General features: G+C 64.3%; 25 protein-coding genes. 12 read left to right on the forward strand and 13 right to left on the reverse strand.

The features are described 5' to 3' along the window. Positions 1-190 precede the first annotated feature (190 nt). Positions 191-964: a gamma-glutamyl-gamma-aminobutyrate hydrolase family protein gene (locus OZ411_RS25220; RefSeq protein ID WP_130584403.1), complete on the reverse strand. Its 774-nt coding sequence runs from the start codon at positions 962-964 to the stop codon at positions 191-193. 235 nt (positions 965-1,199) lie between these two features. Between OZ411_RS25220 and OZ411_RS25225 the strand changes: the two genes are divergently transcribed. Beyond that, complete coding sequence (locus OZ411_RS25225) at positions 1,200-2,339, forward strand: AI-2E family transporter (protein WP_282530122.1); 1,140 nt, start codon at positions 1,200-1,202, stop codon at positions 2,337-2,339. Between the two features lie 7 nt (positions 2,340-2,346). On the opposite strand, the gene OZ411_RS25230 is transcribed toward OZ411_RS25225, so the two are convergent. The 6 genes from OZ411_RS25230 to OZ411_RS25255 form a co-directional block, all read right to left on the reverse strand. Beyond that, positions 2,347-2,643, reverse strand: a complete 297-nt coding sequence (locus tag OZ411_RS25230) for an antibiotic biosynthesis monooxygenase family protein (RefSeq protein WP_028162832.1) — start codon at positions 2,641-2,643, stop codon at positions 2,347-2,349. Positions 2,644-2,739: 96 nt separating this feature from the next. Continuing rightward, positions 2,740-2,976 carry a hypothetical protein gene (locus tag OZ411_RS25235; protein ID WP_130582825.1) on the reverse strand — a complete coding sequence of 79 codons (237 nt, stop codon included), beginning with the start codon at positions 2,974-2,976 and terminating at the stop codon, positions 2,740-2,742. A 60-nt stretch (positions 2,977-3,036) separates the two neighbouring features. Further along, positions 3,037-4,254, reverse strand: coding sequence for a GGDEF domain-containing protein (locus OZ411_RS25240; protein ID WP_282530123.1), 1,218 nt, complete (start codon positions 4,252-4,254; stop codon positions 3,037-3,039). Positions 4,255-4,486: 232 nt separating this feature from the next. After that, entirely contained in the window at positions 4,487-4,963 is a 477-nt protein-coding gene (gene rpsI / locus OZ411_RS25245; RefSeq protein WP_130582827.1) for a 30S ribosomal protein S9, read from the reverse strand. 1 nt (position 4,964) lies between these two features. Beyond that, positions 4,965-5,429, reverse strand: a complete 465-nt coding sequence (gene rplM / locus OZ411_RS25250) for a 50S ribosomal protein L13 (protein WP_282530124.1) — start codon at positions 5,427-5,429, stop codon at positions 4,965-4,967. Positions 5,430-5,586: 157 nt separating this feature from the next. After that, on the reverse strand, positions 5,587-6,015 hold the full coding sequence (locus tag OZ411_RS25255; RefSeq protein WP_282530125.1) for a PaaI family thioesterase: 429 nt from the start codon (positions 6,013-6,015) through the stop codon (positions 5,587-5,589). 86 nt (positions 6,016-6,101) lie between these two features. Here OZ411_RS25255 and OZ411_RS25260 point away from each other — a divergent pair, with 86 nt between their 5' ends. The 8 genes from OZ411_RS25260 to nadC all read left to right on the forward strand — a co-directional run bounded on the left by OZ411_RS25260 (position 6,102) and on the right by nadC (position 14,090). Next, positions 6,102-6,923, forward strand: coding sequence for an enoyl-CoA hydratase (locus OZ411_RS25260; protein WP_282530126.1), 822 nt, complete (start codon positions 6,102-6,104; stop codon positions 6,921-6,923). Between the two features lie 119 nt (positions 6,924-7,042). Further along, the gene (locus OZ411_RS25265) at positions 7,043-7,627 is read left to right on the forward strand and encodes a CoA-binding protein (protein WP_130582831.1); all 585 of its coding nucleotides are present in this window, start codon (positions 7,043-7,045) and stop codon (positions 7,625-7,627) included. Positions 7,628-7,779: 152 nt separating this feature from the next. Continuing rightward, entirely contained in the window at positions 7,780-9,060 is a 1,281-nt protein-coding gene (locus OZ411_RS25270) for an O-acetylhomoserine aminocarboxypropyltransferase (RefSeq protein ID WP_282530127.1), read from the forward strand. 205 nt (positions 9,061-9,265) lie between these two features. Beyond that, positions 9,266-9,688, forward strand: coding sequence for a hypothetical protein (locus OZ411_RS25275; protein ID WP_282530128.1), 423 nt, complete (start codon positions 9,266-9,268; stop codon positions 9,686-9,688). A gap of 18 nt (positions 9,689-9,706) precedes the next feature. Continuing rightward, the gene (locus OZ411_RS25280) at positions 9,707-10,657 is read left to right on the forward strand and encodes a hypothetical protein (RefSeq protein ID WP_282530129.1); all 951 of its coding nucleotides are present in this window, start codon (positions 9,707-9,709) and stop codon (positions 10,655-10,657) included. Between the two features lie 54 nt (positions 10,658-10,711). Beyond that, a complete protein-coding gene (gene nadA / locus OZ411_RS25285; RefSeq protein WP_282530130.1) occupies positions 10,712-11,698 on the forward strand; it encodes a quinolinate synthase NadA in 987 nt (328 codons plus the stop codon). Beyond that, a complete protein-coding gene (locus OZ411_RS25290) occupies positions 11,695-13,245 on the forward strand; it encodes an L-aspartate oxidase (RefSeq protein ID WP_282530131.1) in 1,551 nt (516 codons plus the stop codon). The genes nadA and OZ411_RS25290 overlap by 4 nt, the downstream gene beginning before the upstream one ends. Continuing rightward, complete coding sequence (nadC, locus tag OZ411_RS25295) at positions 13,242-14,090, forward strand: carboxylating nicotinate-nucleotide diphosphorylase (protein ID WP_282530132.1); 849 nt, start codon at positions 13,242-13,244, stop codon at positions 14,088-14,090. Before OZ411_RS25290 ends, nadC begins: the two co-directional genes overlap by 4 nt. A gap of 30 nt (positions 14,091-14,120) precedes the next feature. Here the strand turns inward: nadC and OZ411_RS25300 are convergent, their stop codons facing one another. The 3 genes from OZ411_RS25300 to OZ411_RS25310 all read right to left on the reverse strand — a co-directional run bounded on the left by OZ411_RS25300 (position 14,121) and on the right by OZ411_RS25310 (position 18,243). Then, positions 14,121-15,989, reverse strand: coding sequence for a hypothetical protein (locus OZ411_RS25300; RefSeq protein ID WP_282530133.1), 1,869 nt, complete (start codon positions 15,987-15,989; stop codon positions 14,121-14,123). A 195-nt stretch (positions 15,990-16,184) separates the two neighbouring features. Beyond that, positions 16,185-17,000 (reverse strand): FTR1 family protein, encoded by an 816-nt coding sequence (locus OZ411_RS25305; protein ID WP_282530134.1) that lies wholly within the window; start codon positions 16,998-17,000, stop codon positions 16,185-16,187. Between the two features lie 148 nt (positions 17,001-17,148). Continuing rightward, positions 17,149-18,243, reverse strand: coding sequence for a COX15/CtaA family protein (locus tag OZ411_RS25310; protein WP_282530135.1), 1,095 nt, complete (start codon positions 18,241-18,243; stop codon positions 17,149-17,151). 94 nt (positions 18,244-18,337) lie between these two features. Here OZ411_RS25310 and OZ411_RS25315 point away from each other — a divergent pair, with 94 nt between their 5' ends. Next, complete coding sequence (locus OZ411_RS25315; RefSeq protein ID WP_028162849.1) at positions 18,338-18,547, forward strand: DUF2842 domain-containing protein; 210 nt, start codon at positions 18,338-18,340, stop codon at positions 18,545-18,547. Here the strand turns inward: OZ411_RS25315 and OZ411_RS25320 are convergent. Next, entirely contained in the window at positions 18,544-19,563 is a 1,020-nt protein-coding gene (locus OZ411_RS25320) for a polysaccharide deacetylase family protein (protein WP_282530136.1), read from the reverse strand. The two genes, OZ411_RS25315 and OZ411_RS25320, sit on opposite strands and share 4 nt — an antisense overlap. A gap of 124 nt (positions 19,564-19,687) precedes the next feature. Between OZ411_RS25320 and OZ411_RS25325 the strand changes: the two genes are divergently transcribed. Continuing rightward, a complete protein-coding gene (locus OZ411_RS25325; protein WP_282530184.1) occupies positions 19,688-20,872 on the forward strand; it encodes a GNAT family N-acetyltransferase in 1,185 nt (394 codons plus the stop codon). Positions 20,873-20,899: 27 nt separating this feature from the next. Here the strand turns inward: OZ411_RS25325 and OZ411_RS25330 are convergent, their stop codons facing one another. Continuing rightward, positions 20,900-21,862, reverse strand: coding sequence for a LysR family transcriptional regulator (locus OZ411_RS25330; protein ID WP_282530137.1), 963 nt, complete (start codon positions 21,860-21,862; stop codon positions 20,900-20,902). Between the two features lie 108 nt (positions 21,863-21,970). On the opposite strand from OZ411_RS25330, the gene OZ411_RS25335 reads away from it, so the two are divergent. Next, positions 21,971-22,963 carry a tripartite tricarboxylate transporter substrate-binding protein gene (locus OZ411_RS25335; RefSeq protein ID WP_282530138.1) on the forward strand — a complete coding sequence of 331 codons (993 nt, stop codon included), beginning with the start codon at positions 21,971-21,973 and terminating at the stop codon, positions 22,961-22,963. Between the two features lie 19 nt (positions 22,964-22,982). On the opposite strand, the gene OZ411_RS25340 is transcribed toward OZ411_RS25335, so the two are convergent. After that, positions 22,983-25,226: an exopolysaccharide transport family protein gene (locus OZ411_RS25340; protein ID WP_282530139.1), complete on the reverse strand. Its 2,244-nt coding sequence runs from the start codon at positions 25,224-25,226 to the stop codon at positions 22,983-22,985. Positions 25,227-25,442 lie beyond the last annotated feature (216 nt).

Consider the following 25,442-nt stretch of genomic DNA (forward strand, 5'->3'; position numbering starts at 1 on the left):
CCGATGGTTCGAGTGTGGAAACCCAAACCTACCGGAAAGGGCGCGCTCACCGCCCCATGGAATCTACAACCTGGATCGTCCGGTCAAGCCGGACAATGACAGCGGAGAGCTATTTGACATTTGAATCAGAACCTTCCCCTCGTCTTGGCGAAGGCCGGGACGACAGCGCCATCGTCGCAACAGCGCGCCCCTACGCCGCCGCCCGCCGCCGTTCGCGCAGCGCTGCGCCGAAGGCTTCGAACAGCTTTTTGTTGATCGGGTTGCGCTGCGGGTCGTACTCCGCATGCCACTGCACCCCGAGTGCAAAGCCTGGCGCGTCGGCGATGCGGATCGCCTCGATGGTGCCGTCCTCGGCGACGCCTTCGATCACGACGCGTTCGCCGGGCTCCAGGATGCCCTGCCCGTGCAGCGAATTGACGCGGATTGTCTCGCAGCCCAGGAGCTTCACGAACACGCCGCCCGGCGTGAGCGTCACGTCATGCCGGTCGGCGAACACGACCAGCGGGTCCGGATGGATCTCGCCGTTGTCCAGCCGCGGCATGCGATGGTTCATGCGTCCCGGCAGTTCGCGAATCTCGGGATGCAGCGAGCCGCCAAAGGCGACGTTCATCTCCTGCAGGCCGCGACAGATGCCGAACAGCGGAATGCCGCGCGCGACGCAGGCTTCCGACAACGCCAGCGCAACCTCGTCACGATGGATGTCATAAGGCTCGTGACTGATATGCGGCTCGCACTTGAAGCGGGTCGGGTGGACATTGGCCCGCGCCCCGGTCAGGACCACGCCGTCGACCACGTCGAGCAAGGCGCCGACGTCGGTAATCTCCGGCGAACCGGCGAACATCAGCGGAACAGCGCCGGCGACATCGGTGATCGCGCGCAGGTTGCGCTCCCCAACCATCTGAACCGTGAAACGATCTTCGATGCGATGGGCGTTTCCGATCACGCCGACCACGGGCCGTCTCATTGCTCAGTGTCTCGCGTAGGAATGATTTTCTATGTTTGTCATGGTTCCAGAGGGATAATGCCCCCGACCGGACCATGGATCAACAGATTATGCTGGCGGAGCACATCGGCGCGGGACGCAGGCGCGGCGGCCTGCCGCCATCCCGCGGGAAGGCCTGCCGGCGGGCGGCGGCAAACCGGCGCGCGTGCGGCGGCTTGATCCCGGCAGGATTTTGGCGACAAGGTGAGAACAATCGATGCGCGAAGGAATCAATGTGAGGCTACCCGGCGGCGACCACCTGCAGGCCCGCAACGATTTGGCGTGGGCGATCAGCGTCGGCGGCATCGGCATCGTACTGTTCGCGGCGCTCTTGGCGCTCGCCTGGCATTATGCGGCGACGCTGTTCCTGATCTTCGCCGGGGTCTTGCTCGGCGTCGCGCTCAACGCTCTCACCAACCTGCTCGGCCATGGCGTCAAGCTGCCCCATGCGCTTCGGCTGACCATCGTCTGCCTCGCACTGGCGGCGCTATTATCGGGCGTCGTCTTCCTGGGCGGGGCCACCATCGCCCAGCAGGCTTCCGCGCTCAGCGACACCATCAAGTCGCAACTGGTGAACGTGAAGTCCTTCCTCGAGAGCCACGGTATCGACACCAGCTACCTCGATTTCAGCAACCAGGCCGCCGCACCGACCGACTCGTCGACGCCGACGACCCCAGGCGCCGCGGCGACCCATAGTCTTCCGAGCGCCGGAGCGCTCGCATCCAGCGGCGGCGCGATCATCAGCCAGACCCTCAAGGTGCTGCTCGGCACTGTCAGCGCGGTCGGCAACTTCTTCATCGTGATGTTTCTCGGGCTTGCGTTTGCCACCCAGCCCAGCATCTACCGCGCCGGGCTGTTGTTCGTGATGCCGGCCAGGCACCGCGAGCAAGCCACCATCATCGTCGACCGCATCGGCGACACGCTGGAGCGCTGGCTGATCGCCCAGATCATCACCATGGGCGCGGTGTTCTTCGTCACCTGGATCGGGCTCTCGATCATCGGCATCCAGAGTTCGTTCATCCTGGGCATCCAGGCCGGCCTGCTCGCCTTCATTCCGACGGTGGGCGCGATCCTGGGCGGATTGATCGTGGTGCTCGCGAGCCTTGCCTCGGGCTGGATCGCAGCGCTCTCCGCCTTCGTGCTGTTCCTCGGCGTGCACGCGATGGAGAGCTACGTGCTGACCCCGATCATCCAGCGGCAGGCGCTGGATATTCCGCCTGCCACGCTGTTTGCGTTCCAGATCCTGCTCGGGGTGGTGTTCGGCGTCTGGGGGCTCGCGCTTGCGCTCCCCCTGATGGCGATCGCCAAGGTGATGATCGACCACTTCAAGGCCGAGGAGCCGCCGGTGGCGGCGTGAGGTGGCCTCAGGCCGTCACGACGATCTCGGTGTGCTCGACCTCCGGCGGCGCGGCAAAGAACGGCCCGACCAGGGCGCGCCAGGCGGCGAAGTCTTCCGAGCCGCGGAAATCGACGGTGTGGTTTTCGAGCGTCTCCCACTTCGCAACCAGCCGGTAGCGCGACGGCTTCTCGATCGACTTGTGCAATTCGAACCCTTTGCCGCCCTTGGCGCGCAGAAACAGCGGCCGCGCCTTCTCCACTGCGGCTTCGAAATCCTTCTCGCTGCCGGGCTTGACGTCGATGAGTGCAATTTCGGTGACCATTGGGCTTCTCCCTGGAAAGGGCCCGTCTCTAGCCCAGTCTATGGGAAAGAAAAAGGCGCCTCGCGGCGCCCTCACCGATACGGGATGTCCCGTTACCTAATTGAACACCAGCACCGTGCCGAGGATCATCAGCGCGATGCCCAGGAACATCAGCATTGGCCAGGGGCTGCGCGGGCGGCCGTAGCGGCCTTGGGCGCGGCGCTCGGCGATCAGCGCGGTCTCGTATTCAGCCGAGCTCGAGAACAGGCAGGCGAACCCGCCGCGGGCGGTGGCGGCGGCAGCTTCCAGCGACAGCAAGGCGGATTGAGCGTTGTGAAGGCGGGTCGATTCCATGGCCGGAATGATAGGAATCGAATGGTAAATGAAATCCTACCGACATCGCTCAAATCGCTCTCACGCCGCGATCGGCGTCTCGCGCGCCTGCGGTGCGAGACCGGCAGTCTTGCGCCGCCAGTTCTCCAGCGACAGCGGCAACTCTTCCGCGGCCTCGACGCGGTTGCGGCCGCCGCGCTTGGCCTGGTAGAGCGCGGTGTCGGCGGCCGCCAGCAGCACCTCGAGCTCGGTGCCCGCCGGCCCGCCGGCAACACCGATGCTCACGGTGGTGTCGACAGAGCCTTCGTCGCAGACGATGCCGGAGGCCTGGAAGCACTCGCGCACGCGCTCGGCGGCGATCACGCCCTCCTCCAGCGAGCACGGCAGCAGCGCCGCGAATTCCTCGCCGCCAATGCGGCCGGAGAGATCGCTGATGCGGAGGTTGTTGACGACGACGGCCGAGAACAATTTCAGGATCTCGTCGCCGGCGGGATGGCCGAAGCGGTCGTTGATCGATTTGAAATGGTCGATATCGAAGATCATCACCGTCACCGGACGGCCGGCATTGGCCTCGCGCTCGATCACCCGCGTGCAGGCCTCGGCAAAGCCGCGGCGGTTGAACATGCCGGTCAGGGGATCCATCGAGGCCGCCGTCTTGTGCGCGGTCACCTCGCGGTCCGATACCAGCATGAAGATCACGAAGACGGTGCCGATCGCATAGAGGATGAGCTCGACCGAGAACACCGTCACCCAGGTGCTGCTGCCGAAGGCCGCATCGTGCGGACGCAGGAAATTGCCGACCAGGATCGGCAGCAGCAACACGCAGCCGTGCAGCACGGGCACCGCGAGTGCGGGCCAGCGCCTTTGGGTCGCGCGCCGCCGCTCGCGCCACAATTCGGCTGCCGTGAGGCACGCGTAGATCGCGATGATGGCAGCGCCGATGGTCAGCTTCAGCGTGGGCAGCTCAGGCGGCAAGGCCAGCGCGGCGCCGACCCAGGCGATCGCGCCGAGCACGAGACCGGGGATATTCGGCTTGCGGCCATGAAACACGCGTGCAGCGTTCCACACCATGCCGCAGGCAATGAAGCCCATCGCATTCAGCGCCAGCGAGGCGATTTCGCCAAGCATCGAGCCCGCGATGGTCGATGCCGCCACCGCGGCAGCACCGAGAAGATACGCGCTGCCCCACCACTTCAACGCTGGAATCTTCTCCTGATTGCCGAAGAACAACAACATGGCGCCGAGCATTCCAGCCACCATTGTGGCAAACAGATAAAGCGTCGAAATATCGAACGACATGAGCCCCGCCTGGTGCGTGTGATGAAAGCGTGTGATGCCACGTTCTCAAGGGCGCGATCCGAAAAGGATAGCGCGCCGTTAATGCTGCTCAGGCTATGCGTGGCGTGTTGGCAATCCGTTTGCGTGCACACAAAAGTTTTCGGGAAAAACTGCGACAATTGATGTGCAAAGGCGCAGCAAAAAGGGCGCCTCGCGGCGCCCTTCGCAATTGGTGCAAATTGCAGTGAAGCGGTTAGCGCTTCGAGAACTGGAACGACTTGCGCGCCTTGGCGCGGCCGTACTTCTTGCGCTCGACCGTACGCGAGTCGCGGGTGAGGAAGCCGCCCTTCTTCAGGACACCGCGCAATTCCGGCTCGAAATTGGTCAGCGCCTTGGAGAGGCCGTGGCGTACCGCACCGGCCTGGCCGGACAGGCCGCCGCCGGTGACCGTGCAGATCACGTCATACTGGCCGGCGCGGGCGGCGGCGACCAGCGGCTGCTGGATCATCATCCGCAGCACCGCACGGGCGAAATAGACTTCGACGTCGCGGGTGTTGACGGAGATCTTGCCGGAGCCCGGCTTGACCCAGACGCGGGCAACCGCGTCCTTGCGCTTGCCGGTGGCATAAGCGCGGCCGTACTTGTCGATCTTCTTCACATATTTCGGCGCCTCGGGAGCCGCCGGCTTGAGCTGCGCAAGCTGATCGAGAGACTGCATGGTATCGGACATCTTATGCTGCCCTCATGTTCTTGCGGTTCTGCGAGGCGAAATCGATCTTCTCGGGGTTCTGCGCTTCGTGCGGATGCTCGGCGCCGGGATAGACGCGCAGATTGCCCATCTGCATGCGGCCGAGCGGGCCGCGCGGGATCATGCGCTCGATGGCCTTCTCGACCACGCGCTCGGGGAAGCGACCCTCGAGGATCTGCTTCGCGCTGCGCTCCTTGATGCCGCCGATGAAGCCGGTGTGCTTGTAGTAGACCTTCTGGTCACGCTTGCGACCGGTCAGCACGACATGGGCGGCGTTGACGATGATGACGTTGTCGCCGCAATCGACATGCGGCGTGTAGGTGGGCAGGTGCTTGCCGCGCAGGCGCATCGCGACCATGGTAGCGAGCCGGCCGACCACCACACCCTTGGCGTCGATCACGACCCACTTCTTCTGCACCTCGGCGGGCTTGGCCGAAAAGGTTTTCATGTGAGCTGTCCGTGGAAAGGAGTTTTCGGCGCAAGACGCTGCGCCGGACTGACGGCTTTCTAGAGAAGCGAATGAAATTCGTCAACGCCGACCGGAGCGATTTATCCCAGTTAAAACAATACCTTAAAAATAAGGTGCAATAATACCTTCAGAAACTCTATTTATTTGGAATGGAATAGGTCGCCGTCACATGCGCTATCGGATCCGGAGAATCGCCCGAAAGCAGGTTGACCTCCCCGACCGCCAGCCGCTTGCCGAGCTTCAGCAGCCTACCCGCCGCCAGCACGTCCCGCCCCGGCTGTCCCTTGCGGAGGAAATTGATGTTGAGATTAGTGGTGACCGCCAGGCCAACCGGGCCGATCGCCGACAGTACCACCACATACATCGCGAAGTCAGCCAGCGCCATCAGCGTCGGGCCCGAGACCGTGCCGCCCGGCCGCAGCATCCGCTCGCTGTAGCGTTGGCGCAAAAGGCAGGTCTCGCCATCAGCGCTCTCGATGATGACGTCGTCCCCAGTGAAGGCCTGGGGAAACTCCTCGCGGAGGAACTTCTCCAGTTCAGCCACGCTCATTTTCGCCAGTGCCATGCCGTCCCCGCCCTCGATTCAGTCCGCGTGTTACATTAAGTTGCGGCCAAGCCTTATTGACAAAAAGCCTTAGTGGAAATTTGGAGATGCCCCAAGCCGCCCGTGCCGTCGCGCCGCAATCGCCGATCCTCCTGCGCGAGCAGGTCGGCAGCATCGCCGTGCTGACGCTCAACCGCCCCGCCGCGCGCAACAGCCTCTCCGAAGGCCTGATCGCCGAGCTGCATGGCGCGCTCAAGGAGATTCATGACGACCGAGCCGTGCGCGGCGTGGTCATCGCCGCCAACGGTCCGGCCTTCTCGGCCGGCCACGACATGAAGGAACTCACCGCGCGCCGTAGCGACGCCGATCGCGGCCGAGCCTATTTCGCTGAGATCATGAATGCCTGCAGCGCGATGATGCAGGCGGTCGTGCACCTGCCGAAGCCCGTGGTCGCCTCCGTCCAGGGCATTGCGACCGCCGCCGGCTGCCAGTTGGTTGCGAGCTGCGATCTCGCGGTCGCCTCTGAGAATGCGGCCTTCGCGACACCCGGCGTCGATATCGGCCTGTTCTGCTCGACGCCGATGGTGGCGCTGTCGCGCAATGTCCCGCGCAAGCAGGCCATGGAGATGCTGCTCACGGGCGAGCCGATTTCGGCCACGACCGCGCAGGCCATCGGCCTCATCAACCGCGTGGTGCCTGCCGGCACCGAACGCGAGGCCGCGATTGCGCTGGCGCAAAAAGTGGCGCTGAAATCCGCCTATACTGTGAAACTCGGCAAGGAAGCGTTCTACCGCCAGGCCGAGATGACCTTGGCCGAGGCCTATCACTACGCTGCCGAGGTGATGACCGAAAACATGATGGCGCGCGACGCCGAGGAAGGCATCGGCGCCTTCATCGAGAAGCGCGAGCCGAAATGGCAGGATAGATAGTTCCCGTCATTGCGAGCGAAGCGAAGCAATCCATCTCTCCGCTGCTGAAGCGTGGATTGCTTCGTCGCTTCGCTCCTCGCAATGACGTACTCGACATATGAACTAGATGAAGACTAGCGATGAACCACGACACCTACCCCGACAATTACATCCGCAGCATCCTCAACAGCGTCAAGTCGATCGCGATGGTCGGCGCTTCGCCGATCAATGTGCGGCCGAGCTATTTCGCGTTCAAATACCTGGCGGAGCGCGGCTACGACATGATCCCGGTTAATCCCGGCCATGTCGGCAAGGGCCTGCTCGGCAAGCCCTTCGTCGCGTCGCTCGCCGACATCGGACGTCCGATCGACATGGTCGACATCTTTCGCAACTCGAGCCACATCATGCCGGTTGTCGAGGAGGCGCTCAGGCTGTCGCCATTGCCGAAGGTGATCTGGATGCAGCTCGGCGCGCGTGATGATGCAGCCGCGGCAAAGGCCGAAGCTGTTGGCATCAAGGTCGTCATGAACCGCTGCCCGAAAATCGAATACGGCCGGCTGTCGTCGGAGATTTCCTGGATGGGCGTCAATTCGCGGACGCTGAGCTCGAAGCGCGCGCCGATGCCGACGCAGGGCATGCGGCTGTCACTCAATCGGATGAGCGTCGGCGGCGGCGAAACGGCGGCTTCCGATCGCGCCGCGAAAAACAAGACCGAACTTTCGTAATGCAATCGCGAAACGTTCGTTTCGATATCGCGGCATAACGAAGCACGGACTTTCCAACACCAGAGGCGACGACGAACTCGCCTTGACGACCGACGCGGGTGCCCTCAGCATGCCGCGCATTTTATTTCCGATCCAAACACAGGACACTCAGAATGACCGATCGCCTTCCGGGATTTTCGACCCTCGCCGTGCATGCCGGTGCGCAGCCCGATCCCACCACCGGCGCGCGGGCGACGCCGATCTATCAGACGACGTCATTCGTGTTCAACGACGCCGACCACGCGGCCTCATTGTTCGGCCTGCAGTCGTTCGGCAACATCTATACCCGCATCGGCAACCCGACCAATGCGGTGCTGGAGGAGCGCGTCGCCGCACTCGAAGGCGGCACCGCGGCGCTTGCGGTCGCCTCGGGACACGCCGCACAGGTCGTGGTGCTGCAGCAGTTGATGAAGCCCGGCGACGAGATCATCGCCGCGCGAAAACTCTATGGCGGCTCGATCAACCAGTTCACCCACGCCTTCAAGAGCTTTGGCTGGAACGTCGCCTGGGCCGATCCGGACGAGATCGAAAGCTTCGAGCGCGCGGTGACGCCGCACACCAAGGCGATCTTCATCGAATCGATCGCCAATCCCTCCGGCAGCGTCACCGATATCGAGGCGATCGCTGCGGTGGCGCGCAAGGCCGGCGTGCCGCTGATCGTCGACAACACGCTGGCAACGCCATATCTGATCAAGCCGATCGACCACGGCGCCGACATCGTCGTGCACTCGCTGACCAAGTTCCTGGGCGGCCACGGCAACTCGCTCGGCGGCGTCATCGTCGATGCCGGCACCTTCGACTGGTCGAAAGACAACAAATATCCGATGCTGAGCGAGCCGCGGCCGGAATATCACGGCATCAAGATCCAGGAGACGTTCGGCAATTTCGCCTTCGCGATCGCCTGCCGCGTGCTCGGCTTGCGCGATCTCGGCCCGGCGCTGTCGCCGTTCAACGCCTTCATGATCCTGACCGGCATCGAGACGCTGCCGCTGCGCATGCAGAAGCATTGCGACAACGCGAAAGCGGTCGCGGAATTCCTGGCCGGCCATCCCGCGGTGGCGTCGGTGAATTACGCGGGGCTACCCAGCGACAAGAACAACAATCTTGCGCGCAAATATGCGCCGAAAGGCGCGGGCGCCGTGTTCACCTTCAGCCTCAAGGGCGGCTATGACGCCGGCGTCAACCTGGTGTCGAACCTGAGATTGTTCTCGCACCTCGCCAATGTCGGCGATACCCGCTCGCTGGTGATCCACCCGGCCTCCACCACCCACAGCCAGCTCGACGATGCCGCGAAGATCAAGTCCGGCGCCGCCCCCGACGTGGTCCGGCTCTCGATCGGCATCGAGGACAAGGACGATCTGATCGCCGACCTCGACCAGGCGCTGCGGGCTTGATCGCGCGCGACGCAAAATGACGCGGTCGTCATGCCCGGGCTTGTCCCGGGCATCCACGTCTTTTGCGACCATGCAAGTCTCGTGGATGGCCGGGACAAGCGCGGCCATGACGGCCAAGCCATTTCATCTGATGTCGCGGGCCTCTCATTAACGGTCATTCCGCTATAAGGTGGCATTCTGTCGCCCTCTCGATTCGGAGACGACGATGCTGCGCCCGATATTGTTCTCTTCGATCGCCCTGTTTGCGATTGATGCCGCCGTTGCCGCCGATGGCCCGGTTGCAACCAAGCGCGCGGCCTACCGCGCCGCCCGCCAACTGCCGCCCGGCCTGCCGCGCCCGCACTACAAGTACCGGACGTCAGTGACGTCAGCCCCCTATGTCCGCCGCGGTCGCCAGATCGCCGTAGCGGAACAGGATCCGGACGTGCTGTTCACGCCGGCCGCCGTGGTGCCTTACGTGCCGTTCGTCAATGGCGAGCCGATCCTGCCGGGCTCGTCGAGCCTGCCCGGCTATTACGGCAATCACTTCTCCTACAGCTATGACGGTCCGTATTATGGGGGGCCCTACTACGGCGGTCCCTACTGGAATCGCCTGCCGTACGCCTGCGGCGTTTACGGCTATTGCTAGCCGCGACAGGACATCCGCGTGGCAAAGGCACCGCGAAAAGCCGAAACATCGATCGACGCGACCACCGCTGACCTCGTCGCCGTCCTGGTCGCGGTGACCGAGGGCGAGCCCAAGATCATGACGATCGCGAACGCGACCGCGCTGCCGAGCGGTCCGTTCCAGTTCGGGCACCGCTCGCTGCAGACCGGTCTGCGAGCCTGGGTCGAGGCGCAGACCGGACACCCGCTCGGCTATGTCGAGCAACTCTATACCTTCGCCGACCACGGGCGCACCGGCGACGCCAGGGCGCCGCATCGCATCTCGATCAGCTATCTGGGTCTCACCCGCGAGGACCAGGTCAGGGAGGATTCCCAGGCTCATTGGTCCGGCTGGTATGAGTATTTCCCGTGGGAAGATCATCGCGCCGGAACCCCGCCCCTGATCGCAAAGATCGTGGCGCCCAAGCTGCGCGCCTGGGCAAAATCGGCGGAGAGCACCTCCGTGCAGAAGGCCCGCTCGCAGCGCGCCGCCATCACCTTCGGCCTCGATGACCGCGCATGGAATGAGGAACTGGTGCTGCAGCGTTACGAGCTGCTCTACGAGGCCTCCCTGATCCCCGAAGCGGTTCGGGACAAGCGCGCCGGAGAAGCCGCAGTGCCCGGCCGCGCCATGATATCGGATCATCGCCGCATTCTGGCCACCGGCATCGCGCGGCTGCGTGCCAAGATCAAATACCGGCCGGTCGTCTTCGAGCTGATGCCGGCCGAATTCACCCTGCTGCAACTGCAACGCAGTGTTGAGGCCCTTGCAGGCCGCACTGTGCACAAACAGAATTTTCGGCGCCTGATCGAGCAGCAGGAACTCGTTGAAGAAACAGGCGCAATGGCCGCCGAGACGGTCGGCCGCCCCGCCAAGCTGTTCCGCTTCCGTCACGGTGTTGTGGCCGAACGGGCCGTCGCCGGCACCAAGCTCCCGCTCTCGCGCTCTTGACTTCCATTATGCTCAGGATAAGTATAATGCGAAATATACTCAAGGAGAGCATAAATGGCTGCCACCTCATCCGGTGCGCTCGCGCGCACCGCGCCGCTCTATGACCGCGTCAAACGGGTGATCCCGCCGTTCGAATGGGCGACCTTCGCCGATGACGTCGACGCCATCCTCGACCTCAAGCGCAAGCGCAACGCCGTGGTGCTGGCGCACAATTATCAGACGCCGGAAATCTTCCATGGCGTGGCCGATATCGTCGGCGACAGCCTCGCGCTCGCACGCGAGGCGACCAAGGTCGATGCCGACATCATCGTGCTCGCCGGCGTGCACTTCATGGCCGAGACGGCAAAGCTGCTCAATCCCGAGAAGACGGTGCTGATCCCCGACCTCGCGGCCGGCTGTTCGCTCGCGGAGTCCATCACAGCCGCCGATGTGCGGCTGATGCGCGAGCGCCATCCAGGTGCTCCTATCGTCACCTATGTCAATACATCGGCCGCGGTGAAGGCGGAGTCCGACATCTGCTGCACCTCCGGCAATGCACTCGCTGTGGTGCAATCGCTCGGCGTCGAGCACGTCATCATGCTGCCGGACGAATATCTGGCGCAGAACATCGCCGCGCAGACGAAGGTCAAGATCACGGCCTGGAAAGGCCATTGCGAAGTGCACGAGCTCTTCAATGCCGAGGATGTGCGCCAGCTTCGCGAGAATCATCCCGGCGTCACCATTCTGGCGCATCCGGAATGCCCGCCCGAGGTGGTGGCAGAGGCTGATTTCTCGGGCTCCACCGCAGCCATGTCCGGCTTCGTCGGCAAGGAGCATCCGGCACGCGTGGTGCTGCTGACGGAATGCTCGATGAGCGACAACGTCGCGGTGCTCCATCCCGACGTCGAGTTCATCCGCCCCTGCAATCTCTGCCCGCACATGAAGCGGATCACACTGAAGAACATCCGACATGCGCTCGAGACCAACGAGCACGAGGTCACGATCGATCCTGAGATCGCCGAGCGCGCGCGGCGTTCCGTCGAAAGGATGCTGGCGCTATGAGTATGGATGTTTCGGCCTTGGCCGGGCAACCGGTGATCATTGGCGGCGGCGCCGCCGGATTGATGACGGCCCTGCAGCTTGCGCCCGCACCGGTCGTGCTGCTGTCGAAATCGCCGCTCGGGGCGGAGGCCTCCAGCATGTGGGCGCAAGGCGGGCTCGCTGCGTCGGTCGGCGACGACGACACCCCTGCCCTGCATCTGCAGGACACCATCGCCGCCGGCGCCGGCCTTTGCGACGAAGAAGCCGCCAGCCGCATCGTGGATGCAGCGCCGGCTGCCGTCGAACGTCTCGCGCGGCTCGGCGTCGGCTTTGACCGCAGGCCAGATGGGGGCTGGCAGCTCGGGCTCGAAGCCGCGCACAGCCGCAAGCGGATCGTTCATGCCACCGGCGACGGCACCGGGCGCGAGATCATGCGCGCACTGATCACCGCCGTGCGCCGCTGCCCATCGATTACGCTGATCGAAGGTTTTGAGGCGCGCCAACTCATCGTCGAGGACAACGCGATCAAGGGCGTGCTCGCTGCGAGCGATCGTGGCTCGCTTGTCATTCCGACCAGCCGCGTCGTACTTGCGACCGGCGGCATCGGCGGCCTGTTCCAGGACAGCACCAATCCGATGGGCTGTTTCGGCCAGGGGCTGGCGCTCGCGGCTCGCGCCGGCGCCGTCCTCTCCGATCTCGAATTTATCCAGTTTCACCCGACCGCCTTCGACGGACCGTCGCGACCGATGCCGCTCCTGACCGAAGCGATCCGCGGCGATGGCGCGACCTTGATCGACGAGACCGGGCAGCGTTTCATGGCGAGCGAACCGGGCGCCGAGCTCGCGCCGCGCGACATCGTGGCGCGCGCAGTCTGGCGCCGCCGCGCCGAAGGACATCGCGTCTTCCTCGATGCACGGCAGCATCCGGGCAGGAATTTCGCACAGCGCTATCCCGTCATCAGCGCGTTCTGCAAGATGGCTGGCATCGATCCGGCCGACGATCCGATCCCGGTGCGTCCGGCGGCGCACTATCACATGGGCGGCGTCGCCGTTGACAGCGAAGGCCGCAGCACGGTGACGGGCTTGTGGGCCTGCGGCGAGGTCAGCCGCACTGGCCTGCACGGCGCCAACCGACTCGCCAGCAATTCGCTGATGGAAGCCATCGTGTGCGCGCAATGGGTCGCCGAGAGCGTCAATGGCGTGGCTGGCAGTGCCGCGGCCCCGCCCACGCCGACGGCGCTCCCGCCTGCATCCGATCCATCGATGGTGCGGCCGTTCGTATCGCAGGCCCTCGGCGTGCTGCGCGATCGACCCTCGATCGAGCGCGCCATTCGCAATCTCTATCCGATGGCCAATGGGAGCGGCGCCACCGCCGATCCGGCGCTGATCGCATTGATGATCGCTGTCGCTGCGTCAACACGCGAGGAAAGCCGCGGCGGCCACTACCGCACCGACTTTCCGGACACCTTGCCGAAGGGCGTGCCCTCCACCTTCACCCTCGCGGAAGCGCTCAGCGTCGCCAGCGAGATCATCGAATCCGAACTGCCGGTCAGGAGCGTTCAGTCGTGACGTCAAATCCTCTTCTGCCCCTGATGTACGAACCCCTGGTGCGGACCGCGCTGCTTGAGGATCTCGGCCGCGCCGGCGACATCACAGCGGACGCGATCGTGCCCGCCGACCAGCGCGCTTCGCTCGCGTTGCGTGCGCGCCAGCCGGGCGTCATCGCCGGCCTCGACGTGGCGCGCTGCGCCTTTCAGACGATTTCGCCAGCGATCCGGATCGAGGTCGAACGGCCCGATGGTAGCGTCGTCGTCCCCGGCGACACGATTGCAACCATCAACGGCCCAGCGCGCGCGCTGCTGACGGGCGAGCGGACCGCACTCAATTTCCTCTGCCACCTCAGTGGCGTCGCAACGGCAACGGCGTCGTTGGTCACTGCCGTGAAAGGCACCCGCGCGCGGATCGTCTGCACCCGCAAGACCACGCCCGGGCTGCGTGCACTGGAAAAATACGCCGTGCGTGCCGGCGGCGGCAGCAATCACCGTTTCGGCCTCGACGATGCCGTCCTGATCAAGGACAACCACATCGCACTTGCCGGCAACATCCGCACCGCGATCGAACGCGCCAAGGCGCATGTCGGCCATCTCGTCAAGATCGAGGTCGAAGTCGACACGCTGGCGCAGCTCGAAGAAGCGCTGGCGCTCGGGATCGACGCGGTCCTGCTCGACAACATGACGGTCGACGATCTCAGGCAGGCCGTGGCGATGGCCCGCGGCAGGGTGATCACGGAAGCATCGGGCCGCATCACGGCCGCGACCGCGCCCGCGATCGCGGCGACCGGCGTCGACCTCATTTCCGTCGGCTGGGTCACGCACTCCTCGGCTGCGCTCGATATCGGGCTGGATTATCTTTAGATCGCAATGACGCTGCGTTCGGGCACTCTCTCAAAGAGCTGCCCGCGCGCCTTCCTTGCGATAGTAGAAAACCTGCCGCGCCCTGACCTCGTTCTCAACGACCCCGATCAGACCGACCAGCTTTTCGGAGGTGCGAACCTGCACAATGTCAGGTGTCACCACGAAGACGGTCGCTTCATCATAAGGCGTGGCGCTCATGATCATATTGCGTGTCTCAGCGACGACGTTTGCCCATGCCTTGGCGTGGCGCTCGGACCTCGCGAAATATGAGGTGCATGTCTTGAGCGCCAGATCATAGGTCGCTTCCATGGATGGCATGGCTATCGACGGATATTCCCGATCGAAATAGACGAGCGCGTCGGTCAAATCGGCCGTCACTGCCGGACGGAGCGCTTCGGCGAGCGCCTGCGCGTGGTTGAAGCAGACGTTGTTGAACATCCACGACCGCTGCGCAAAGCTCGTTTCTGCGAATGCGGCTGCCGCCTTGGGCACGAAACTGAACCACCAGCGCGCGATCTCGAGCAACTGGAATCGGACGTTGTACTGCTCCCGCACGAAATCGCCGGGCGCAAGCACCGCGAGCGCCGCGATGCGATCCGTATCGAGCACGCGCAGGCTGGTCGCCGCAACCGTTGCCGCGGCTCCAAGATTGATCAACAGGGCCGCGGCGCGATCCGGCTCCTCGAGCATCGAATCGTTGAAGGCATCGGCAGCCAGGAACGAATCCCACAGCGCATTGGCGATAATGAGCCGGATCAGGGAATGCTCCTCGGTAGCCGCCAGCAGCGGAGACGAGGCACGCGGAACGTAGCTCACCAGAGAGGGATTGTGCCCGACATAGGGACAGGTGATTGCCGTGTTGATCCGCTTCGATCCGGCCGTGAAGCTGCCCCAGAAGGCATTGAACGCAGGCGACAGAAAGTTCGCCAATATCGTCTCACGGGACTGGGCCGGCGATGCCGATGTCCTCTCGCCCGCGGCCGATCTCATCCGCTCGCGAATATCACGCGACGTCGCATCCATCAGCGCCCGGCGCATTTCGCCGTCTCCGACGGGTGCAGGATAGGTATCGCGCGTTTCGAAGAAATACTGGCCGCGCAGAGATCCGTTGGCCCGCAGCACGGCGATGCCATGTCCCATCACAAGCATGCGGGAACCGGCTGATGTGCTCAGGGTCCAGGCGATCTGACCATTGCCCACCGGCAGGCCCGCATTCACGCCTTCGAAGGCGATGCGCTCCTGAGCGCAGGTCGCACGCGCCGCCACCTGGATCGGGTCGGAGGCGCTGAAACGCGCTTTGGCCCGCCGCAGATAGTCCTGGCGGGCGGCGAGCAGGGAATTGCGCGCAATGACCGCTTCGCGCTCGGCCGTGAGCCGATCGTGTGGCAGCGGTCGCAGGGCCGGCAGCGTGCGTAGCCAGGCTGCGTTGAGATTGGTCATATTGCGGAGTGAACCGAAGCGCTTGTCGAGCAGCTTGATCGCGGGATCGATTTCCCCAAAACCGCTGCCGTCCTGTATGCCTTTTGCCCGACGCGGATCGCCCTTCATGATGGCCATGAACTCGTCGAAGATCGCGACGTAATCCTTTGCGCCCATCGCGACGAGCCCGCGGCGACAATTGTCGAGCGTCTGCTCGCTCATCCCACTGTTGTGGGCAAACTGGCCATGGCCGCCGTTGTTGACCTGGGCCAGATAGTAATCCGCGTGATAGCTCCAGAATGCCTCCGCGACGACCTCGCCGGAGACCAGATGGGCCGGGCCAATCGCCCAATTCACGAAATCGACGACGGTGGCGACCAGATCGCCGTCATCGGCCATATAGGCGTCGGAGATAAGGATCTCACGTGCAACCACCCCCTGAGGCTCAAGCGCGCGCCGATCCTCATCGTTCTCAGTCATCTGTATGCCCCGCCCCAAATGCCCCCTCTTCTACAGACACATCGGCGAGGCCAAATCCGCAATGCAAACGTGAAAAAAACTGTCACATGGTGGCTGGATACCGCGCGAGGTCCAAGCGGGCCCCTTTCACAGCCATTCGCAGCGCGGCGGAACCGGCGGCGCGCGATCTTCGGGCTGGATCGATAGAGCGTGAGATTATTTAGCCGCTGCCCTGGTCGATGCCTTGCTCTGGCGCGTTAGGCGACTGTTGCGCTGGAACACCGAATAGGTCGCGAGCGCGAACAGGATCACCAGAAGCTGCAGCGACAGCGCTTCCAGCGTCGGGTTCAGGCCGAGATCGGCGAGCCAGGACAGGCTCTTCACTTCCGTGAACGGCAGCAGCGCCTGCTCCTGGAATTCCTGCACGGCCTCGCCGATGAACTTGATCGCCATCACGAACAGGAAAGCCGAGGTCAGGATGAACAACGGCCGCAGCGGAATCTTCTGCGCGATCAGGTTAATGAAATAGAACAGCACCGCAAGCGCAATGGTGGCGGCGCCGAGTCCGGCAAACAGGCCTGCGCTCCAGCCGCCCTCGGTGGTCGCCAGCGCGTTGATGAACAGCACGGTCTCGGCGCCCTCGCGGAACACCGCGAGGAAGGCGAGCGCGCCGACCGCCCACACCGTGTCCTGTGCCAGCGCAGTATCGGCCTTGTGCGCGAGATATTCCTTCCAGCCCTGCGGGTCCTGCTTCACCATCAGCCAGCCGCTGACATAGAGCATGAGGCCCGCGGCAAACAGGATGATGACGCCCTCGAGGATGTCGCTGTGCTCGCCCGAATTCAGCACCGCGAACAGCCAGGCCGCGATGATGCTGGCGCCGACCGCAGCCAGCGCGCCGCCATAGAGCGCCTGGATGCGATGGCCGGCGCCGACCTTGGACAGGTAGCCGGCGAGCGCGGCGATCACCAGCATCGCCTCGAGCCCTTCGCGCAGCAGGATGACCGCGGCCTGAATGAATGCAGACGACATCAGCGAACCCATTTTCGCTCGTTCTATCGCCAGGGATTTTCAAGTAAAGCGCTGTCGGCCTGCACGATTTCGTCAACGCCCGGACCATGCAAAAAACCCGCGCAAAACGGGCATTTCTTGCGGCGACGATAGATTAGAATAGTTCAACTCAACCAGGTTGCCCGACCGGCATGGCAAGCTTTGCCTGCCCCACTTCGCGGCGTCGCGGCAGCAGCCGCTCGACCTGCAGGACCGCCAGCGTGAGCACCACGATCGCCACCGCCTGGTGCATGAGCGCGAGATCGATCGGCACCTGGTTCAAGAGCGTCAGGATCCCGAGCGTCGCCTGCAGCGTGATCGCCGCCACCAGCCACCAGGCGCCGGCAATCGTCTCGCCGCTCGCGCGCGAACGGATGGTGTCGATCGCATGCAGGATCGCCAGCGCCAACAGCGCATAGGCGGTCATGCGGTGCTCGAACTGCACGGTCAGCGTATTGTCGAACAGATTGCGCCACCAGGGCTGCTCGAAGAACAGACGCCCCGCGGATGGAACGAAAGCGTCATCGATCTCAGGCCAGGTGTTATAGACCTTCCCCGCGCGCAGGCCCGCGACCAGCGCGCCGAAATAGAGCTGCAGGAAGGTCACCGCCAGCAGCAGCAAGGCCGTGATCTTCAGCCGCAACGGCGCCGGATTTGGCGGCCGGTCGCCAAGCCGCCGCACCGTCCAGACGATCGCCGAATAGATCAGGAGCGCCAGTATCAGATGGACGGCGAGGCGATATTGCGAGACCTCGACCTTCTCGGAGAGGCCCGAAGCGACCATCCACCAGCCCACCGCCCCCTGCAGCGCACCAAGCCCGAAGATCAGCCAGAGCCGCCGCTTCAGCTCGCCGTCGGCGACGGCGCCGCGCCACAGGAAATAGAGGAACGGCAGCAAATAGGCGATCCCGATCACGCGCCCGAGCAGGCGGTGGCTCCATTCCCACCAATAGATCGTCTCGAACTCGGCCAGCGTCATCCCGGCATTGAGCTCGCGATATTGCGGGATCTTCTTGTAGCCCTCGAAGGCTTCCGTCCATTGCGCCTCGGTGAGCGGCGGCAGCGTGCCGGTGACCGGCTTCCATTCGACGATCGAAAGCCCGGATTCGGTGAGCCGGGTGGCCCCGCCGACCAGCACCATGAGCGCGATGAGGGCTGCGACCGAAAGCAGCCACCAGCGAACGGCGGCATTTTGGGAGGGCTCGGAGACGGAACGTGCGGTCATCGGTCCTGCTTGATCGGATTGGCGCGCCCCTTATAGTCCGCCTCCTCGCAGGCGCAAGGCGCGCTTTGCCTCACGAGTTATCGATCAATCGGCCATGAATATACGCACCCGCAAGCTGCTTGGAACCATCTTCCTGCTGATGCTGGTGGTGGTGTGGTCGCTGCTCGGCATGACGGTCGCGCAGACGCCTTGGCTCGCCAATTCGGGCTTGCTGCAGGCGATTTTCTATGTCGTGGCCGGGCTCGGCTGGGTGCTGCCGGCGATGCCGATCGTGGCCTGGATGTCGCGGCCCGACCGCGCCTAGAACATTAGCCCCGACAGCAGCACGCGCATCATGCGCAGCGAGCGTAGACGCCCGTCCCAGGACACCCGCGGCAGCGCGTGCAGGTTGGTGCGCCCCTGCGCTTTCACGATCCCTCCGATGCTTGACACTGCGCTGTCGAAGCCGGTCTTGCTCGCCATTAGCACATGCACAGGACGAAAGCTCTCGCGGTCTCCGAATGGATAGGCAAGATGCCTGACCTCGCGGCGGATGCCGGCCTCGAGCACCGCCTTGCCCATCGCCATCTCGCGCTCGGCATCGGCGTCGCGCAGGTTCGACAGCGCCGGATAGTTCACGGTCGCACTGCCGATCGTGACGTTGGGATCGGCGGCGAGCATCGTGAGATCGTTCCAGTCCATCGAGGCGCTGCGCGACAGTGCTGCCAGATCGACGCCGTAGCGCTTGCAGAGATCGTTGATCGCGACGGAGACATCCGGTGGCGCCAATGTCCGCATCCATTTCGAGAGGAAGTCGTAGAGCTCGTATTTTTCCGCCACACCACGAATCGAAAAATGCAATTCCTTGCGCTCGATCACGAGGCTGATGCGGCTCTCGCGCGCGATGATCTTCTCCAGCGCCAGCCACCACGCCTCCCCTAGCCCATCCGGAAACGCACTCGGCAGGTAGATGGCGAAGGGCACGCCATGCTTCGACAGCACCGGATAGGCATCCGTCGCCAGATCCTTGTAACCGCCGTCGAACGTCAGGCAGGCAAAGCGGCGCGGCAGCGGCAAGGTGACGGCGCGGCGGCAGGCTTCGTCGATCGAGACGATATCGTAGTTCCAGCGCTTCAGCGCCCGGATCGTGCGGTCCAGGAACTCTGGCGTGATCTCGCGCGAGGCCAGCGGCCGAAACCGCTCGCGGCGGCGCGCCCGCGCGCGCTCGAAGCGCAGGATGACGCCGGCCCCGCCGGTCTGCCGCTGCCGCAACCGCGCATAGCCAGAGAAGTAAGCGAGCTCCATCTGCGCCCGCTTCAAGAAGGTGATATCCGACACCACGTCCCGCCCCCGATCCGGCGGTTCCCAGGCGCCGTCTAACGATTGTTATTACTCTTTGTTGACATTTCCCTGCGAAGGTCGCCCAAGCCGAATTGTAAATAATCGATTAATACCGGACTCAGCAATGACCATGGCTGCCGCGATCGAAGCACGAACGGCGGAGTTGGAAGCGTGGTCGAAAACAAGCCGCGTCACCGGTGTCGACATCATCCGCGATCTCGAAGCCGCCGAACCGACATGGCGCAGCTTCGAAAAGCAGTTCTGCACGCCCTACCAGCGCTTTGATTTTCTCGCCGCCTGGCAGCGGCAGGTCGGCGCGCGCGAGGGCCTCACGCCCTTCATCGTGATCGGTCATGATGGCGAGCGCCGGCCGCTGTTCGTGCTGCCGCTGACGCTCGAGACCGCTCTTGGCGTGCGCTGCGCCACATTCATGGGCGGCAAGCACGCCACCTTCAACATGGCGCTGTGGGACCGCGACCTCGCCGCGGGCGCAACGGCTGCCGATCTCAGGACCATGGTCTCGGCCATCGCGGCGCGCGGCGAGGCCGACGTGCTCGCCTTGCACCAGCAGCCGCTCAACTGGCGCGATCTGCCGAACCCGCTGGCTCTGCTGCCGCACCAATCCTCGGTGAATGACTGTCCCCTGCTCGCCATCGAACCCGGCGCCGAGCGCACCACCCTCATCAGCAATTCGTTCCGGCGGCGTTTGAAGGGCAAGGAACGCAAGCTGCAGCAGCTTGCCGGCTATCGCTATCAGGTCGCCGCCACCGACGCCGATGTCACGCGGGTCCTGAACTGGTTCTTCCGCGTCAAGCCGCAGCGCATGGCCGAACAGAAGCTGCCCAACGTCTTTGCCGAGCCGGGCGTGGAGGATTTCATCCGCTCCGCCTGCCTGACCGAGGTTCCGGGCGGCGGCCGCGTCATCGACATCCACGCGCTCGAGTGCGACGACGAAGTGATCGCGATCTTCGCCGGCGTCGCCGACGGCCATCGCTTCTCGATGATGTTCAACACCTACACAATGTCCGCCAGCGCCAAGTTCAGCCCCGGCCTGATCCTGATGCGCAACATCATCGATCACTACGCCGCGCTGAACTACCGCGCCCTCGACCTCGGCATCGGCTCGGACGAGTACAAGCGGCTGTTCTGCAAGAGCGACGAGCCGATCTTCGACAGCTTCATACCGCTCTCCTGGCGCGGCAGGCTAGCGGCAAGCGCGATGTCCGGCATCGTCAGCGCCAAGCGGCTGGTCAAGCGCAATCCCGCGCTGTTCGATCTCGCGCAAAACCTGCGCGGCATGTTCCGCTAGGTGCGCGTATTTCCACCGCCATGCAGCTCATGACGTGTGAGCCGCCGATCTGCCTGCGATCGACTTCGCGACATCGCGAACGCATGCGACAAATATCTCGGCGGCCGGGCTCAACGTGCGATTCTTCAGCGTCACAATGGCCGCCGACACAGCCGACGTTCGCGGCAGCTTGACCGGAAGTCTCTTCAGCGACAGATCGCGGCCGCTGAACTGCACAATCGAGCTTGGAAGCAAGGTGACGAAGTTCCCGGTCGCAGCGAGCCTGCAGCAGAGGTGAAGCGACAGCGTCGTGACGGGCGTGCGAGGCGTGCTCAATCCGCTTTCGCGAAACAGATCAGCCGTGGCGGAGCCTGGAAAAGTGTCCGGCGGCGGCAATATCCAGGCTTCATCGGCAAGGTCGGCCAGGCTGACCCTGGAACATCGCGCCCATTTGCTTCGCTCCCCCACAACCACAACACGCGGGTCACTTAGCACAGGCTCCACCGCCAGATCTTCCTCGGCGAACGGCGTCGGGATCCAGCCCAGCAATAGATCGATGCTCCGCTCGCGCAGTTCGCTGTAACGCGCGGTGCCAAGCACCATCTGCGCGACATTCAGGCGGATACCTGGATGGCGCCGCGTGAATCGATCGATCACGGCCGGAAGCAGGCCGGCCGCGACGCTTTCCGAGCTACCGATGCGGAGCTGCCCGATGGTCGGATCGGCAAGAAATTCGAGCTCTTCCAGCCCTTGCATCAGTTCGTCGAAGATCGTCATTCCGCGCTTGACGAGGGCGCGCCCATACGGCGTGGGCTCGATGCCGTTGCGGCCGCGGTCGAGAAGCCGAAGCCCGAGTGCATGCTCCATGTCGGCGATCGCTCTCGACACGGCCGGTTGCGAAATCGCCAGTTCGGCCGCGGCCTTTGCCATGCTGCCCCGCTGAGCCACAACGAGCAGGATATGGAGATCGCGCAGCTTGATGCGGCGCCGGGCTCGCTCAATGGATTGCATGTCCGATCCTTATCAAAACAGTTATGAAACCCTCACATACTAGCATTGGACGGATATACCCGCCTCAAGCATCCTCTCGATCCTGTCGTCTCAGACGCGGAGGACCCGATGGCTTGGATGGTGATGACGCGCCGCGATGTGCTGGCAATGTCAGGGGCCGGCGTCGCTTTCTCCGCCGCCGGTCTCGTGCCGCAGAGCATCGCCGAGCCGCGCCTGAAGAGCGCGCATATACTGACAGGCTTCACGCCCGGGCTCCCCGATGCCGTGGCAAGGCTCGTCGCCGATCAGATGAAGGATTATGCGGCGTCGATCGTGGTCGAGACCCGGCCAGGTGCGAGCGGACGGGTCGCGGTGGAGGCCGTGAAGGCGGCCACCCCCGATGGATCTGTCCTTTTGCTGGCGCCACTTGGCTTCTTGACGCTGTTTCCTCACGTCTACAAGACGCTCAGATACGTGCCGCGGGATTTTACTCCGGTATCGACCGTCGCTTCATTTCCGACATTGCTGACGGTGGGTCCGAAGGTACCACGCGAGGTAAAGACGCTGGCTGAATTCATCACATGGTGCCGCGCCAATCCGACGCAGGCGACCTACGGCACGGCGGGCGCTGGATCGACGCTGCACTTCATCGGGGCGATGCTGGGCCGCACTGCGCGGTTCGAGTATCTCCACGTGCCCTATCAAGGCAGGGCCGCGCTACAGGATCTCGTGAAAGGCGAGATCGCCTCGGCCATCATGCCGCTCGGCAGTTCCGTTGGCCTGGTCCAGTCCGGAGAGCTTCGTGCGCTCGCGACCACCGGTCCACGCCGCAGCACATTTCTTCCCGATGTGCCCACGATGGCCGAAGCCGGTTATCCCTCGCTTGAAGACCTCACATGGTTTGGATTTTTTGTCCCGGCAAAGACCCCGGCCGACATCGTCGAAAGGCTCAATGGCTCGATCCAGGCGGCCTTGCGCACCGACGAGGTCAAAGCCGGCATGGCAAGACAGTTCGTCGAGATTGACGCAATCCCGATGGCCGACTTTAACCGGCTGCTCGCATCCGAATCCGGGCGATGGAAAGCGATCGTGCAGTTAACCGAGTTCACGCCGACCGATTGAAGGTCTCGGCTCCTCTGGTCTACGCCGCGACCACGCGCGGGCCCGGCTCGACGGCGTCCGATGGCTCGCACGGCTTCGTCAGCATCGTCACTTCCGAGAAGCCGACCGCGGCGAGCTGCTCGCACATCAGGCGGCGGGCATCGTCGGCCATCGCGGCATCCGGCACCACGACGGCGCGGGCATGCGCCGTCAACAGATCGGCCGGCAGGTCGGAAGCCGTGCCGGCATCGAGCAGCACGTGGTCGTAGGCGCTGAGCAGCGCGTCGATCGCGAGCGTCAGCCGCGGCGACTGCAGTCGCGCGCGATCGAAGCCGGGGCGGCCAGCGCTGACCAGATTGACCCGCGACAGCCGGTCGCGCGTGATGATCTCCGAAAACGTCGCCTGCCCCTGCATCAATTCGGCAAGCCCCGGCGCGCCGGGATCGGTCGAGACCGCCGCTATCGTCGGAGACGCCGCTGCGAGGTCGACGACGGCGACCTTGGCTTCGCGCGCCATCAGCCGCGCCAGCGTCAGCGTGGTCAGCGCGATGCTCTCGCTAGTGGCCGTCCCCAGCACGGTGACCTTGCGTGCATCGGCGCCAGCCCGGCGCAGCTTCTCGGCGAGCTGCTCGATTTCCCCGATGGCTGCGGCGGCTTCAGGCTGCGGAGCGATGGATGCGGCCTCGACCTCGGGCTCGGGCTCGGCTGCCGGCTCCAGCTCCGGTTCCTGCTCGTCGTCGCTCTCGACGGCGGCAGCGCGAACCGGCGCCCGCGCCGTCATCGGCGGCACGACCGGTGCCGCGGCGGCGCGCGGCGCGGTCATGCGCAAGAGCTCGCCAGTCACGACCAGGCCCGAAGAAAGCAACAGCGTCGCCAGCGTCGCGATCAGCACGATCGGCAGCTTCTTCGGATAGGCCGGCGTATTCGAGACCGACGCGCGCGAGATGATGCGGCCATCGGACGGTCCTGCGTCGATGTTCTCGCGCGTATTGGCTTCGCGGTATTTCGCCAGATAGGACTCAAGCAGGTCACGCTGCGCCTTGGCTTCGCGCTCCAGCGCGCGGAGCTGGACATCCTGGCCGTTATAGGATGACGCCTGTTTCTTCAATTGATCGAGGCTCGCGCTCAGCGCCTCGACGCGGCCGCCGGCAACACGGGCGTCATTGTCGAGCGTGCGGGAGATCTTGGCCGCCTCCTCGCGCAACTGCCGATCGAGATCGGCAAGCTGCGCCTTCAATTCCTTGATGCGGGGGTGATTGTCGAGCAGCGTCGACGATTGCTCAGCGAGCTGCGCGCGCAACGTGACCCGCTGCTCGCTGAGGCGGCGGATCAGTTCGGAATTGAACACTTCGGAAGCTTCGATCGGCTTGCCGCTCTGCAGCATCTCGCGGATCAGCCGCGCCTTGGTCTCGGCATCCGCCTTCAGTGCACGGGCATTATTGAGCTGCGTGTTGAGCTCGCCCATCTGCTGGTTGGACAGCGAGGTGTTGTTGGTGCCGACGAACAGGCTCGACTTGGAACGGAAATCCTCGACGCGGGATTCGGCGTCCGCGACTTTCTTACGCAGATTCTCGATCTCGCCAGCAAGCCACTGGCTCGCCGTTCTCGCCTGCTCCTGCCGCGCATTCTGCTGCAGCACGAGATAACCTTCGGCGATCGAGTTGGCGACGCGCGCGGCGAGCTCGGGATCGCGCGACTGGAATTCGACGACGACAACGCGCGACTTGTCGACCGCGTAGGCCTGCAGGCGCTCATAATAGGCTTCCAGCACGCGCTCTTCCGGCGTCAGCGAGAACGGGTCGCGGCCGATACCGAACAGCGCCAGCAGCGATTTCAGCGGCGAGAAGCCCTGCAGCACCGGATCGAATTCCGGCCGCTCGGCAAGCTTGTTCTTCTTGATGATCTCGCGCGCGAGGTCGCGCGACAGCAGGAGTTGCACCTGGCTGGTGACGGCCTCCGGATCGACGACGTTGCGCTCTTCGTTGCGCTCGCCGCTCGGCCGCAGGAACACGTTCTCGCGGCCGTCGATCAGGATGCGCGCTTCCGACTTGTAGCGCGGCGTCACCATATTGACCGCGGCAAGCGACAGCGTAAACGCCAGCACCGTCGGCACGATGATCCAGCTCCGCTTGCGCATCAGCGCCCGGCCGAGCGCAGGCAGGTCGAGATCGCCTACGGGCGACGCACCAACGGTCGCAGGGTCGGTCGTAGCCGGCGCGGGCTTTGCAAGCGCGCGCTGGACCACGGCCCTCTCCTTGCCTGCACGCCAGAACGCAAAACGCATTGTTCACTCCCGCGGGGACGCCACTCAATCTGTCTCAGCCGGCGCGATTACACTCCATTAAGGTTGCCGCCGGGTTAATCGGCCCGCCTGACGAACAGCACGGGCGCACACGCCCGCGCGTCATGCTTTGTTAACCATGGGCGTCCTTAATCGGCCGCGATATTTTGCCGGGATTCCCAGAATGCGCCGCCTGCGCGCCGCTGCCTTTTGCCTGCT

The sequence above is a fragment of the Bradyrhizobium sp. Arg237L genome, assembly GCF_029990105.1.
Taxonomy (GTDB): Bacteria; Pseudomonadota; Alphaproteobacteria; order Rhizobiales; family Xanthobacteraceae; genus Bradyrhizobium.

What these genes read in the sequence shown, in the direction of transcription:
- OZ411_RS25220 (WP_130584403.1), bottom strand. Translation starts at nt 964, where the DNA reads ATGAGACGGCCCGTGGTCGGCGTGATCGGAAACGCCCATCGCATCGAA.
- OZ411_RS25225 (WP_282530122.1), top strand. Translation starts at nt 1,200, where the DNA reads ATGCGCGAAGGAATCAATGTGAGGCTACCCGGCGGCGACCACCTGCAG.
- OZ411_RS25230 (WP_028162832.1), bottom strand. Translation starts at nt 2,643, where the DNA reads ATGGTCACCGAAATTGCACTCATCGACGTCAAGCCCGGCAGCGAGAAG.
- OZ411_RS25235 (WP_130582825.1), bottom strand. Translation starts at nt 2,976, where the DNA reads ATGGAATCGACCCGCCTTCACAACGCTCAATCCGCCTTGCTGTCGCTG.
- OZ411_RS25240 (WP_282530123.1), bottom strand. Translation starts at nt 4,254, where the DNA reads ATGTCGTTCGATATTTCGACGCTTTATCTGTTTGCCACAATGGTGGCT.
- rpsI (WP_130582827.1), bottom strand. Translation starts at nt 4,963, where the DNA reads ATGTCCGATACCATGCAGTCTCTCGATCAGCTTGCGCAGCTCAAGCCG.
- rplM (WP_282530124.1), bottom strand. Translation starts at nt 5,429, where the DNA reads ATGAAAACCTTTTCGGCCAAGCCCGCCGAGGTGCAGAAGAAGTGGGTC.
- OZ411_RS25255 (WP_282530125.1), bottom strand. Translation starts at nt 6,015, where the DNA reads ATGGCACTGGCGAAAATGAGCGTGGCTGAACTGGAGAAGTTCCTCCGC.
- OZ411_RS25260 (WP_282530126.1), top strand. Translation starts at nt 6,102, where the DNA reads ATGCCCCAAGCCGCCCGTGCCGTCGCGCCGCAATCGCCGATCCTCCTG.
- OZ411_RS25265 (WP_130582831.1), top strand. Translation starts at nt 7,043, where the DNA reads ATGAACCACGACACCTACCCCGACAATTACATCCGCAGCATCCTCAAC.
- OZ411_RS25270 (WP_282530127.1), top strand. Translation starts at nt 7,780, where the DNA reads ATGACCGATCGCCTTCCGGGATTTTCGACCCTCGCCGTGCATGCCGGT.
- OZ411_RS25275 (WP_282530128.1), top strand. Translation starts at nt 9,266, where the DNA reads ATGCTGCGCCCGATATTGTTCTCTTCGATCGCCCTGTTTGCGATTGAT.
- nadA (WP_282530130.1), top strand. Translation starts at nt 10,712, where the DNA reads ATGGCTGCCACCTCATCCGGTGCGCTCGCGCGCACCGCGCCGCTCTAT.
- OZ411_RS25290 (WP_282530131.1), top strand. Translation starts at nt 11,695, where the DNA reads ATGAGTATGGATGTTTCGGCCTTGGCCGGGCAACCGGTGATCATTGGC.
- OZ411_RS25300 (WP_282530133.1), bottom strand. Translation starts at nt 15,989, where the DNA reads ATGACTGAGAACGATGAGGATCGGCGCGCGCTTGAGCCTCAGGGGGTG.
- OZ411_RS25305 (WP_282530134.1), bottom strand. Translation starts at nt 17,000, where the DNA reads ATGTCGTCTGCATTCATTCAGGCCGCGGTCATCCTGCTGCGCGAAGGG.
- OZ411_RS25310 (WP_282530135.1), bottom strand. Translation starts at nt 18,243, where the DNA reads ATGACCGCACGTTCCGTCTCCGAGCCCTCCCAAAATGCCGCCGTTCGC.
- OZ411_RS25315 (WP_028162849.1), top strand. Translation starts at nt 18,338, where the DNA reads ATGAATATACGCACCCGCAAGCTGCTTGGAACCATCTTCCTGCTGATG.
- OZ411_RS25325 (WP_282530184.1), top strand. Translation starts at nt 19,688, where the DNA reads ATGACCATGGCTGCCGCGATCGAAGCACGAACGGCGGAGTTGGAAGCG.
- OZ411_RS25330 (WP_282530137.1), bottom strand. Translation starts at nt 21,862, where the DNA reads ATGCAATCCATTGAGCGAGCCCGGCGCCGCATCAAGCTGCGCGATCTC.
- OZ411_RS25335 (WP_282530138.1), top strand. Translation starts at nt 21,971, where the DNA reads ATGGCTTGGATGGTGATGACGCGCCGCGATGTGCTGGCAATGTCAGGG.
- OZ411_RS25340 (WP_282530139.1), bottom strand. Translation starts at nt 25,226, where the DNA reads ATGCGTTTTGCGTTCTGGCGTGCAGGCAAGGAGAGGGCCGTGGTCCAG.